This is a genomic window from Microbacterium sp. JZ37, from assembly GCF_035188445.1.
Lineage (GTDB): Bacteria > Actinomycetota > Actinomycetes > Actinomycetales > Microbacteriaceae > Microbacterium > Microbacterium barkeri.
Genome location: NZ_CP045253.1, coordinates 2,593,316 through 2,605,109, shown reverse-complemented (window position 1 = coordinate 2,605,109; position 11,794 = coordinate 2,593,316). Strand labels below are relative to the sequence as shown.

Genomic DNA, 11,794 nt, shown 5'->3' with positions numbered 1-11,794 from the left:
GTTCCCGGCATTCCGTGACCGGCGGGAAACTACGCTGGAGAGCATGATCCTGGCCGTCGACACCTCCATCGGCTCGGGCGCGGCCGTCGTCGCGCCCGACGGCGAGATCCTCTCGGAGGCCGAGAGCGAGAACGCCCTCGGCCACGCCGAGGTGATCGGCACGCTCCTCGAGCGCGCGCTCGCCGACGCGGGCGTCGGGCCGGACCGCATCACGCATGTCGCCGCGGGAATGGGGCCGGGGCCCTTCACGGGCCTCCGCATCGGCATCGCCGCCGCGCGCGCCTTCGCCCTCGGCCGCGATGTTCCCGTGCTCGGCATCGCGAGCCACGACGCGGTCGCCGCGGAGCTGACGATCGCCTTCCCGACCGGCGGATTCGCCGTCGCGACCGACGCGCGCCGCAGGGAGAACGCCATCTCGATCTACGGCGACCTCGACGGATGGGGTCTGCCGCGCCGCATCGCCGGACCCGAGCTGCGCCCGCGCGACGCCGACCTCTCCGCTGACCCGCTGCTCGCGCCGCTGCGCGACCTCGACGGCGACCGGTTCGTTCTCGCCACGCGCATCCCGATCGGCGCGCTGGGTCGGCTCGCGGCCATCCGCCTCCGCGCGGGCGAGACGCGCGGCGTGACCGAGCCGCTCTATCTGCGCTCGCCCGACGTCACGGCGCCCGCGCCGCGGAAGCGGGTGGGCTCGTGAGCATCCGCGAGGCGACCGTCGCCGACCTCGACGCGATCATGGCGCTCGAGCGCAGCGCGTTCCCGACCGACGCCTGGAGCGAGGGCATGATGCGCGAGGAGCTCGCGTCGGAGCACGCGCACTACCTCGTGCTCGAGCAGGCGGGTCAGGTCGCGGGCTACGCCGGTCTGCGATCGCTCCCTGGCGCGAAGGACGCGGATGTCCAGACGATCGCGATCGCCGAGAGCGCGCGCGGCCGCGGGCAGGGCAGGGCGCTGCTGCGTCTCCTCCTCGAGGAGGCCGATCGCCGCCGCGTGCGCGAGGTGTTCCTCGAGGTCCGCGCCGACAACCCGGTCGCCCAGGCGCTCTACGCCAGCGAGGGGTTCGCCGAGCTCGGCCGGCGCCCGCGCTACTACCAGCCCGACGACGTCGACGCGATCGTCATGAAGCTCGACGTCCCCGCGTGGCGCGCCGCGCGCATCCCCGACCCGACCGATGCAGGAGCCTGCTCATGAACCGCGCCGAACCCCTCGTGCTCGGCATCGAGACGAGCTGCGACGAGACCGGTATCGGGATCGTCCGCGGCCGCACCCTCCTGTCCAACACGATCGCGAGCAGCATGGACGAGCACGCGCGCTTCGGCGGCGTCGTGCCCGAGGTGGCCGCCCGCGCGCACCTCGAGGCGCTGCAGCCGGCGATCGAGCAGGCCGTCGCCGAGGCGGGCATCCGGCTCGCGGATCTCGACGCCGTCGCGGTCACGAGCGGGCCGGGCCTGGCCGGTGCGCTCATGGTGGGGGTCGGCGCCGCCAAGGCCCTCGCCGTGTCGCTCGGCAAGCCGCTCTACGCCGTGAACCACCTCGTCGGGCACATCGCGGCCGACATCCTCGCCGACGACAGCGAGCCGCTCGAGTACCCGACCGTCGCCCTGCTCGTCTCGGGTGGACACACCTCGCTGCTGCTCGTCCGCGACCTCACGAGCGATGTCGAGCTGCTCGGCGAGACGGTCGACGACGCGGCGGGGGAGGCCTTCGACAAGGTCGCACGGATCCTCGGACTGCCGTACCCCGGCGGCCCGGAGATTGATCGCGCGGCCGTCGGCGGCGATCCCGACGCCATCCGCTTCCCCCGCGGCCTCTCGCGCGCGAGCGACCGCGAGAAGCACCGCTGGGACTTCTCGTTCTCGGGCCTCAAGACCGCCGTCGCGCGGTGGACCGAGCAGCGCGAGGCCGAGGGCGAGGACATCCCGATGGCGGATGTCGCGGCGAGCTTCCGCGAGGCCGTCGTCGACGTGCTCGTGACGAAGGCACTGGATGCGTGCGCGGAGCACGACGTGCCGCGACTGCTCCTCGGCGGGGGCGTGATCGCGAACCGCCGTCTCCGCGAGGTCGCTCTCGCGCGCGCCGAGGCCGCGGGCGTGACCGTCCGGATCCCGCCGCTGCGGCTCTGCACCGACAACGGCGCGATGATCGCCGCGCTCGCCTCCGAGCTCATCCAGTCGGGCCACGAACCCTCGACGCTCGCGTTCGGAGCGGACTCGACCCTGCCCGTCACCGACATCCAGGTCGCGCGCAGACCATGACCGAGCCGGAGGACGCGGCGCAGCTCGACGACGACGAGCTGCTGAACGCGGTGCCCTCCCGCTCCGACCGGCCGCGCCGCCGGGTCTCGCTCTCGAGCCCGTCGCTCGTGCTCGGGATGTTCGCGCTCACGATGTCGTGGTTCACGCCGTGGGTCGCGCCGCTCGCGCTCATCGCCGTCGTGCTCGCGGTCATCGCGCTCGTCCGCCGACATGCCGACCGGGCCCTCGCTTGGTGGGGGTTCGGGTTCGGCGTCGTGGCGATCGCCTACTGCGGCGTCTGGGCGCTCTGGATCCTCGGCCAGCTCGGCGAGGCGCCCGTCATCGAGCTGCCGGCCGCGTAGCCGCTACACGCGGTCCGCGAGGATGGCGGCGCGCCGCCCGCCGATGCGCGTCATGAAGAGCGTCGCCGATCCGTCGCCGCGCAGATTGAGCTTCTTCCGGAGGAGCGCCGGATCGACGTCGACGCCGCGCTTCTTGATCTCGAGGGTGCCGATCCCGCGGGCGCGGAGCGCCTTCGCGAGCGCCTTGACGTCGGCGGGAAGCGTCTCGCGGACGCGGAACGACGAGACGAACGGCGTCGTCAGCGCGGCGTCGCCCGTGAGATAGGCGATGCCGGGAGCGATCGGGCCGGCCTCGAGCGACCGGGCGACCTCGCCGACGAGGCGCGCGCGGATGACGGCGCCCTCGGGCTCGTGCAGGAACGCCCCGAGCTCGTGCACCGGCTCGTCCTCGGTGTCGGCGGGAGCGGTGAGCTCGTGCGACGCGTCGCCGCGGATGACGAGCGCGGCCCGTCGCACGCCGTCGCGCGCGAGCGCCCCCGACCAGAGCACGAGCTCGACGGTCGACCCGTCGACGCTCACCCACTGCGCCTCGACCTCGTCAGGGATCGCCTCGCGGTCGTGAGCCGGCCCGAGCTTCATGCCCACGGGCATCCGCTCGCCGAGCGCGTGCGCCCAGTCGAGCGCCGGGGAGTAGTCGGATGGCGCGACCCGGCGGGTCTCGGAATGACCGCTCGTGCGACGCGCGGGGTCGAGCCAGACCGCGTCCCAGCCGGAGAGGTCGACCTCCTCTGCGCGCTCGGAGCGCACCTCCACGGCATCCCCGAACGGCCGCAGGTTGTAGGCCGCGAGGGCCGCCGTCACAGGGTCCGCGTCGACCGCGAGCACGTCCATCCCGACGCCGGCGAACGCGAGCGCGTCGCCGCCGATGCCGCAGCCGAGGTCGGCCACGCGCTCGATTCCCGCCGCGCGCATGCGCCCTGCATGGTGCGCGGCCACGGCCATCCGCGTCGCCTGCTCGACCCCCGCGCGGGTGAAGAGCATGCGCGCCGCGAAGGGGCCGAACTTCGCCTCGGCCCGCGACCGCAGACGCACCTGGCCGACGACCGCCGAGACGAGGTCGGGGGAGTGGCCCGCGGCCCGGAGGCGCGATACCGTGCGGGCGACATCCGCCGTCGTCTCCACGGGGTCCAGCGCGTCGAGCAGGGCCAGGCCCTCGGCGGTCAGCAGCGCGTCGAGTTCTCCCTGCTCCATGCGTCCATTCTCGCGTGTCATCCTGTGTCCTCGAATTGGCACTCGCGTTGCGGGAGTGCCAGGTCCCGCCCTACACTGGCGTTAGCACTCTCGTCATGAGAGTGCGAACTGAGTCTTCCGTCGAAGCAACGAAAGAAGAGGTACACCGTGTCGGTTTCCATCAAGCCGCTCGAGGACCGCATCGTCATCAAGCAGGTCGAGGCCGAGCAGACCACCGCCAGCGGTCTGGTCATCCCCGACACCGCCAAGGAGAAGCCCCAGGAGGGCGAGGTCGTGGCCGTGGGCCCCGGCCGCATCGACGACAACGGCAACCGCGTTCCGCTCGACGTCGCCGTCGGCGACCGCGTCCTGTACAGCAAGTACGGCGGGACCGAGGTCAAGTTCGGCGCCGACGAGTACCTGGTGCTCTCGGCCCGCGACGTGCTCGCGGTCGTCGTCCGCTGACGACACGCCTTTCCTGGAGGGCCCGGCGCTTCGGCGTCGGGCCCTTCTGCATGCGCGCGATCCTGCCGAGGCTGCCGCGGTCTGGCAGGAATGCGCCGGAGGATGACCGCCGCGGCACCGTCCCGGCCGCCCTCGCGAGCCACCTGCCGACCTAGGCTGGATCGGTGACCACGCTCTCCGCCACTGGATCCTCGGAACGCGAGCGGGCGCTCGGCACGGGGTACGGCTTCAGCGCCTACCTGCTGTGGGGTGTGCTCCCGCTCTACTTCGTCTTCCTCGCGCCGACCGGCCCCTGGGAGGTCGTCGCCTGGCGCGTGCTCCTCTCGCTCGTCTTCTGCGCCATCCTGCTCACCGTCGCGCGCGGATGGGGCCGGATGATCGCCGTGCTGCGGAACCCCCGTCTCGCGCTGTGGACCGCGATCGCCGGCGTCCTCATCTACGTCAACTGGCAGACCTTCCTCATCGCGACCCTCACCGGGCACGTCGTGGAGTCGAGCCTCGGGTACTTCATCAACCCGATCACGACGGTCGTCCTCGCGGTGCTCGTGCTGCATGAGCGGCTGCGCCCCGCGCAGTGGGCCGCGGTCGGCATCGCGGCCGCGGCGGTGGTCGTGATCGTCGTCGGATACGGCTCCGTGCCGTGGATCGCGCTCATCCTCAGCACGTCGTTCGGCCTCTACGGGCTCGTCAAGAACCGGATCGGCGGCGCGGTCGACGCGGTCAGCGGCCTCGCGCTCGAGACGATGTGGCTCGCGCCGGTCGCAGTCGTGCAGCTCGTCGTCGTCGCGGCGACGGCGGGGCTGACCTACGGAACCGTCAGCACGCTGCACACCGTGATGCTGTCGCTCGCGGGCGTCGCCACGGCCGTGCCGCTGTTGCTCTTCGCGGCAGGCGCCCGGCGCATCTCGCTGACGGCGGTGGGGCTCCTGCAGTTCATCGCGCCGATCCTGCAGTTCCTCGTCGGCGTCGTCGTGCTCCACGAGCCCATGCCGCTCGAGAGGTGGATCGGCTTCGGCATCGTCTGGGTCGCGCTCGTCGTGCTGAGCGTGGACATGATCCGGCACGCGCGTCGCCCCCGTCCGGCCCTGGAGCCCGAGCCCGTCGCCTGAGGTCGGGTTTCTGGGGCGGGGTCGCTCAGTGGTCCCGACCGCGGTCTTCGCCTGCTGAGGGTCACGGATTCGGATGGCCGGGGCTGGTGTGCGCGTGTCGTGCGCAGGAGGCGACTCCAGCACCACCGGTCCGATTCCCGTGACCGTTGCTGCGGGTCGTGCATTTCGGGAAAACGCTTCCTCTCCTGACTGACGCGTCGCTACTCTGCGAGTCAGTCGCCGTCCGCCGCGTCAAAGAGGACGCGGATCGCGGGCGGCGTGTCGAAGGGGACCCATCTTGAGACATGCTCACGCGCGGCGGCGCAGCCGCGCCATCCTGTCCGCGCTCGCGACGACCATCCTCTGCATCGCGGGACTGGCTCTCGCCGCGCCGGCCCATGCTGCCGGCACGAGCTGCACCGGCTCGACCGTGCACGGGGCAGCAGTGCAAGACGGCAGCACCTGGCGCGCGTATCGCGGCTCGACCCTCCTGTGGGAGGGCGCCGACATGCTCACGGCCATCAACACAGCCATCTCCGGCCTCGACGCGGGGAGGACGAGCAAGCAGCGCGTGGTCGTCAACGGATCGGGGACGATGAGCGCGAACGCCCGGATCACGATGCCGAGCTACACCACGCTCGAGTCCTGCGGCACGATCAACGTCACCGGCACCGGATCCGGGAATGTCGCGGGTGTCTACATGCGCGGTGCGCACGACATCGAGATCGCGCGGCTGCACCTGACGGGAACCCCGGTGTACGGGATCTTCGCGCGGAACGTCGACAACCTCCGCCTGCGCGACATCGACATGCGACTGAGCGGCGGCCTCGGCGTGCGCATCGACAACCTCGGCGACACGAGCGTGTACGCGAAGAACATCGTCATCGACAGCGTCTACGTCTCGGGCGCGGGGTCGCACGCCGTCGAGACATACGGCGTCGATGGCCTCACGGTCGGCACCGTGACCGCTCGCGACGTGGCGCACTCCGGCCTCCTCCTCAACAACACGGTGAACGCGACGGTCGGCACGGTCGACGCCGTCGGCGCGGGCACGGGGACGGGCTATGCCGCGTTCCGCATCGCCAACAGGGCCGGTCGCATCGGCGACGCCTATCCGACGAACATCCGCGTCGGCACCGTCAAGGCGACCGGGGGCGGCCGGGGCGTCTTCTGCGTGTCGGAGAGCGGCGGACTCATCATCGACCGCGTCGAGCTCACGGATACCGGCAACAACCCCGTGCTCATCGAGAACTGCACGAATGTGAGCCTCGCCACGACCGGCGGCACGATCTCGCGCGGCGACGTGCGCCTCGCCGAGCGGACGGAGTTTCCCGGCAACCGCGACATCACGCTGCGCAACCTCACGCTCATCAACGGCGCGCGCATCGTCGAGAACCCGTGTGCGGACAACCTTGTCATCTCGAACGTGACCGGGCCGATCGTGCGCTGCTCCTGACAGGAGGGGCTCGCGCGGGGCTCCGGAAGGAGCTCAGCGCGAGCCCTCTCCACGGCCCGGCGGCAGCGAGGTGCGGCACGTCACGGGATTCGGATGGCTGGGGCTGGTGTGCGCGTGTCCTGCGCAGGAGGCTACTCGTGCCCCACGGGTCCGATTCCGGAGACGGTTGTGACCGCGGTCGTCGCCTGCTGCGGGTCGCGGATTCGGATGGCTGGGGCTGGTGTGCGCGTGTCGTGCGCAGGAGGCGACTCCAGCACCACCGCTCCGATTCCGGCGACGGTTCTGGCTGCGGTCGTCGCCTGCCGCGGGTCGCGGATTCGGATGGCTGCGGCGCGTGTGCGCGTGTCGTGCGCAGGAGGCGACTCCTGCCCCACGGGTCCGATTCCGGTGACGGTGTGCCGGGCCGGGCGCCGCCAGCCGCGACTCCGCGCAGGCCCTGTCGTGCCATCCGCCTACCGCGCCTCGGCGCCCATCCGCAAGCGCCTTGTTTTCGGTTCACCGAAAAGCTACTTTTTCGGTATGCCGAAAAATCTCGTCCGGGGCGGTGCCGTCCTCGCGGCGGTCGCCCTGCTCTCGGGGTGCGCCGGGGGTGCCGCTCCCCAGGGAGACGACCGCCCGGTCGTCCTCACCACCTTCACCGTGCTCGCCGACATCGCCCGCAATGTCGCGGGCGAGCACCTCTCGGTCGAGTCGATCACGAAGGTCGGGGCCGAGATCCACGGCTACGAGCCGACGCCGGGAGACATCCGGCGCGCCGCCGACGCCGACCTCATCCTCGACAACGGCCTCAACCTCGAGGCGTGGTTCGCGCAGTTCGTGGACTCCGTCGACGTGCCGCACGTCGTCGTGTCGGAGGGCGTCGAGCCCATCGACATCGCCGGCGACGCGTACGCAGGCAAGCCCAATCCGCACGCCTGGATGAGCCCCGTCAACGTGCAGGTGTACGTCGACAACATGGTCGAGGCGTTCAGCGAGCTCGATCCCGAGCACGCCGACGACTTCGCGGCGAACGGAGAGGCCTACGCGCAGCAGCTGCAGGCCGTGCAGGACGAGCTCGTCGACGCGCTCGCGCCGCTGCCGGAGAACGAGCGGGCGCTCGTCACATGCGAGGGGGCGTTCTCGTACCTCGCGCGCGACGCGGGGCTCACCGAGGCGTACATCTGGCCCGTCAACGCCGAGCAGCAGGCCACGCCGCAGCAGATCGCCGCCGCCATCGAGTTCGTCGAGGAGAACGGCGTCCGGGCCGTGTTCTGCGAGTCGACGGTGTCGGACAAGCCCATGCAGCAGGTCGTCGAGGCGACGGGCGCGGCATTCGGCGGCACGCTCTACGTCGACTCCCTCTCCGAGCCGGAAGGGCCCGTTCCCACCTACCTCGACCTCATCCGGCATGACGCGTCGCTCATCGTCGAGGGGCTGACCTGATGAGCCCCGCGATCGAGCTGGCCGACATCACGGTCCGCTACCGCGACATCCTCGCTCTCGACGCCGCGTCCGCGACCGTCGAGGCCGGGAAGGTGACGGCCCTCATCGGGATGAACGGGTCGGGCAAGTCCACGCTCTTCAAGACCGCGCTCGGGCTCATCCGCCCCGACGCCGGCAGCGTCCGCATCGAGGGCGGGTCGCCCGCTGTCGCCCGTCGACGCGGCATCCTCGGCTACGTGCCGCAGAGCGAGGATGTCGACTGGGCGTTCCCGGTCTCCGTGCGCGACGTCGTCATGATGGGGCGCTACGGGCGCCAGGGCCTCATGCGGCGGCCCCGCCCCGATGATCGCGCGGCCGTCGAGGAGGCCCTCGAGCGGGTCGACCTCGTCGATCTCGCAGACCGCCAGATCGGCCAGCTGTCGGGAGGCCAGCGCAAGCGCGCGTTCGTCGCGCGCGGCATCGCGCAGGCGGCGCGGATCCTCCTGCTCGACGAGCCCTTCGCCGGGGTCGACAAGCGCTCCGAGGCGACGATCGTGCGGCTCCTCCGCGAGCTCGCGGCCGACGGCTGTGCGGTGCTCGTCTCGACCCATGACCTGCACGCGCTTCCCGAGCTGGCCGACGAGGCCATCCTCCTCCTGCGCAGGCCCCTCTTCCACGGCCCGGTCGGCGAGGCGCTGCGGCCGGAGAACCTCGCACGCGCCTTCGGGCTCGGGGAGGCCGCATGAACCTCCTCGACCTCCTCCTCGAGCCGCTGCAGTACGACTTCATGGTGCGCGCGCTCGCCGCGACCGTCGTCGCCGCGGTCGTCTGCGCGCTGCTGTCGTGCTGGCTCGTGCTCGTCGGATGGTCGCTCATGGGCGACGCCGTCTCGCACGCGGTGCTGCCGGGCGTCGTCATCGCGTACATCCTCGGCGCGCCGTTCGCGCTCGGCGCGCTCGCCTTCGGGCTGCTCGCGGTCGCGCTCATCGGCGTGCTCCGCGACACGAGCCGCGTCAAGGAGGACGCCGCGATCGGCATCGTCTTCACGACCCTCTTCGCGCTCGGGCTCGCCCTCATCTCCGTGACGCCGAGTCAGACCGATCTCAACCACATCATCTTCGGGAACATCCTCGGCGTCTCCGACGGCGACCTCATCCAGATCGGCGCGCTCGCCGCGGTCGCCCTCGTCGTGCTGCTCGTGAAGCGACGCGATCTCACGCTCTACGCGTTCGACCCGACCCATGCGTTCGCGATCGGGCTCTCGCCCCGTCTGCTGGGCGCCATCCTGCTCGGCGTCCTCGCGCTGACCGCGGTGGTCGCGCTCCAGGTGGTCGGCGTCATCCTCGTCGTCGCGATGCTCATCATCCCGGGCGCGACCGCGCACCTCCTCACCGACCGATTCGGGCGGATGCTCGTCATCGCGCCGATCCTGTCGGCCGCCTGCTCGGTGATCGGCATCTACCTCAGCTACTGGCTGGATGCCGCGTCGGGGGCGCTCGTCATCCTCGTCCAGGGCGTCGTCTTCACTCTCGTCTACCTCTTCAGCCCACGTCACGGAGTGGTCGGACGGCGGATGGCGCGGGCGCGCGCCGCCTGAGGCTTTCCTGTGCGCGGGGTGTGAGCGAGACGGCGCCGCTCTCCGGGCGCGCCGATAGAATCGGCGCACGGGACGGCGATCCCTCCCGTACCGGAGCAGCCCACACCGCGTCGGCAGGAGACACCCCCAATGACAGAACACGACCCGTTCGGCTTCGTCGGCCTCACCTACGACGACGTGCTGCTCCTCCCGGGGCACACCGACGTCATCCCCAGCGAAGCGGACACGTCGTCGCGGCTCACCCGCCGCATCCGGGTCGCCATCCCGCTCCTCTCGAGCGCGATGGACACCGTCACCGAAGCGCGGATGGCGATCGCGCTCGCCCGCCAGGGCGGCATCGGCATCCTCCACCGCAACCTCTCGATCGCCGACCAGGCCGCGGCCGTCGACCGCGTCAAGCGCAGCGAGTCGGGCATGATCACCGACCCGATCACGACCTCGCCCGACGCGACGATCGCCGAGGTCGACGCGATGTGCGCGAAGTACCGCATCTCGGGTCTGCCCGTCGTCGACGAGGACAACCGCCTCATCGGCATCATCACGAACCGCGACATGCGGTTCGTCTCCGACATCCAGCGCCCCGTCACGCGCGTGAAGGACGTCATGACGAGCGAGGGCCTCATCACCGGCCCCGTCGGCATCGCCGCCGAGCAGGTCATCGCCCTGTTCGCCGAGCACCGCGTCGAGAAGCTGCCGCTCATCGACGACGAGGGCAGGCTCGCCGGCCTCATCACCATCAAGGACTTCGACAAGAGCGAGAAGTACCCCCTCGCCACGAAGGACGACCAGGGGCGCCTCCGCGTGGGCGCCGCGATCGGCTTCTTCGGCGACGCGTGGGAGCGCGCCGAGGCGCTGCGCGACGCGGGCGTCGACGTCATCGTCGTCGACACGGCCAACGGGCAGTCGCAGGGCGTCATCGACATCGTCCGCCGTCTCAAGTCGGACGAGTCGTTCGCGCACATCGACGTGATCGGCGGCAACATCGCCACGCGCGAGGGCGCCCAGGCGCTCATCGAGGCGGGTGTCGACGCGGTCAAGGTCGGCGTCGGCCCCGGCTCGATCTGCACGACGCGCGTCGTCGCCGGTGTCGGCGTGCCGCAGGTGACCGCGATCTACGAGGCGTCGCTCGCGGCGCGCGCCGCCGACGTGCCCGTCATCGCGGATGGCGGCCTCCAGTACTCGGGCGACATCGCGAAGGCGCTCGTCGCCGGCGCCGACACGGTCATGCTCGGGTCGCTGCTCGCGGGCACGGAGGAGTCGCCGGGCGAGATCGTGTTCCAGGCCGGCAAGCAGTTCAAGCAGTACCGCGGCATGGGCTCGCTCGGCGCCATGCAGACGCGCGGCAAGCAGACCTCGTACTCGAAGGACCGCTACTTCCAGGCCGACGTCCCGAGCGACGACAAGCTCATCCCCGAGGGCATCGAGGGTCAGGTACCCTACCGCGGGCCCCTCTCGGCCGTCGTGTACCAGCTCGTCGGCGGGCTGCGCCAGTCGATGTTCTACGTCGGCGCGCGCACGATCGACGAGCTCAAGACCCGCGGCAAGTTCGTCCGCATCACCTCGGCGGGTCTCAAGGAGTCGCACCCGCACGACGTGCAGATCGTCGTCGAGGCGCCGAACTACAAGCGCTGAGCCGCTCGACAGAAGGCCCCCGCTCCGGCGGGGGCCTTCGTCGTCGGCACCCCTGGACCCCTCCGAGCCCCGGGCGTACCGTGCGGGTATGTGCCGAAGCATCCACACCCTCCACAACTTCGAGCCCGCCGCGACCTCCGAGGAGGTGCACGCGGCGGCGCTGCAGTACGTCCGCAAGATCGCCGGCACGACGAAGCCGTCGAAGGCGAACCGCGAGGCGTTCGACCGCGCGGTCGCGGAGATCGCCCACGCCACCCAGCACCTCCTCGCCGACCTCGTCGCGACGACACCTCCCAAGAACCGCGAGGAGGAGGCCGAGAAGAAGCGCGCGAAGGCCATCGCCTCCGGCCGCTACGCGGCCTGATCGCGCGCCGCGGCGCGGATCCGGA

The 11,794-nt window shown here is 71.4% G+C and carries 13 protein-coding genes; 12 read left to right on the top strand and 1 reads right to left on the bottom strand.

Going from position 1 to position 11,794, the window contains the following annotated elements; genetic code table 11:
* Positions 1 to 43: 43 nt before the first annotated feature.
* The 4 genes from tsaB to GC092_RS12040 are packed head-to-tail and all read left to right on the top strand — an operon-like array spanning position 44 to position 2,596.
* The gene (tsaB, locus tag GC092_RS12055; protein WP_324012173.1) at positions 44 to 697 is read left to right on the top strand and encodes a tRNA (adenosine(37)-N6)-threonylcarbamoyltransferase complex dimerization subunit type 1 TsaB; all 654 of its coding nucleotides are present in this window, start codon (positions 44 to 46) and stop codon (positions 695 to 697) included.
* Positions 694 to 1,191, top strand: a complete 498-nt coding sequence (rimI, locus tag GC092_RS12050; protein WP_271172339.1) for a ribosomal protein S18-alanine N-acetyltransferase — start codon at positions 694 to 696, stop codon at positions 1,189 to 1,191. The genes tsaB and rimI overlap by 4 nt, the downstream gene beginning before the upstream one ends.
* Entirely contained in the window at positions 1,188 to 2,255 is a 1,068-nt protein-coding gene (gene tsaD / locus GC092_RS12045) for a tRNA (adenosine(37)-N6)-threonylcarbamoyltransferase complex transferase subunit TsaD (protein WP_271172338.1), read from the top strand. Before rimI ends, tsaD begins: the two co-directional genes overlap by 4 nt.
* Positions 2,252 to 2,596 (top strand): hypothetical protein, encoded by a 345-nt coding sequence (locus tag GC092_RS12040; RefSeq protein ID WP_271172337.1) that lies wholly within the window; start codon positions 2,252 to 2,254, stop codon positions 2,594 to 2,596. Before tsaD ends, GC092_RS12040 begins: the two co-directional genes overlap by 4 nt.
* Before the next feature lie 3 nt (positions 2,597 to 2,599).
* On the opposite strand, the gene GC092_RS12035 is transcribed toward GC092_RS12040, so the two are convergent.
* On the bottom strand, positions 2,600 to 3,787 hold the full coding sequence (locus tag GC092_RS12035) for a class I SAM-dependent methyltransferase (protein ID WP_324012169.1): 1,188 nt from the start codon (positions 3,785 to 3,787) through the stop codon (positions 2,600 to 2,602).
* A gap of 147 nt (positions 3,788 to 3,934) precedes the next feature.
* Between GC092_RS12035 and groES the strand changes: the two genes are divergently transcribed.
* The 8 genes from groES (at position 3,935) to GC092_RS11995 (ending at position 11,769) form a co-directional block, all read left to right on the top strand.
* Positions 3,935 to 4,231 (top strand): co-chaperone GroES, encoded by a 297-nt coding sequence (gene groES / locus GC092_RS12030; protein ID WP_039394204.1) that lies wholly within the window; start codon positions 3,935 to 3,937, stop codon positions 4,229 to 4,231.
* 164 nt (positions 4,232 to 4,395) lie between these two features.
* Entirely contained in the window at positions 4,396 to 5,340 is a 945-nt protein-coding gene (rarD, locus tag GC092_RS12025) for an EamA family transporter RarD (RefSeq protein WP_282978201.1), read from the top strand.
* A 277-nt stretch (positions 5,341 to 5,617) separates the two neighbouring features.
* Positions 5,618 to 6,775, top strand: a complete 1,158-nt coding sequence (locus tag GC092_RS12020) for a hypothetical protein (RefSeq protein ID WP_324012162.1) — start codon at positions 5,618 to 5,620, stop codon at positions 6,773 to 6,775.
* Between the two features lie 519 nt (positions 6,776 to 7,294).
* The gene (locus tag GC092_RS12015; protein ID WP_324012160.1) at positions 7,295 to 8,197 is read left to right on the top strand and encodes a metal ABC transporter substrate-binding protein; all 903 of its coding nucleotides are present in this window, start codon (positions 7,295 to 7,297) and stop codon (positions 8,195 to 8,197) included.
* Positions 8,197 to 8,922 (top strand): metal ABC transporter ATP-binding protein, encoded by a 726-nt coding sequence (locus GC092_RS12010; RefSeq protein WP_324012158.1) that lies wholly within the window; start codon positions 8,197 to 8,199, stop codon positions 8,920 to 8,922. The genes GC092_RS12015 and GC092_RS12010 overlap by 1 nt, the downstream gene beginning before the upstream one ends.
* Positions 8,919 to 9,773, top strand: a complete 855-nt coding sequence (locus GC092_RS12005; RefSeq protein WP_324012156.1) for a metal ABC transporter permease — start codon at positions 8,919 to 8,921, stop codon at positions 9,771 to 9,773. The genes GC092_RS12010 and GC092_RS12005 overlap by 4 nt, the downstream gene beginning before the upstream one ends.
* A gap of 129 nt (positions 9,774 to 9,902) precedes the next feature.
* Positions 9,903 to 11,405, top strand: coding sequence for an IMP dehydrogenase (guaB, locus tag GC092_RS12000; protein ID WP_271172331.1), 1,503 nt, complete (start codon positions 9,903 to 9,905; stop codon positions 11,403 to 11,405).
* Between the two features lie 88 nt (positions 11,406 to 11,493).
* On the top strand, positions 11,494 to 11,769 hold the full coding sequence (locus GC092_RS11995) for a DUF2277 domain-containing protein (protein ID WP_282978196.1): 276 nt from the start codon (positions 11,494 to 11,496) through the stop codon (positions 11,767 to 11,769).
* The last annotated feature ends 25 nt before the right edge of the window (positions 11,770 to 11,794 follow it).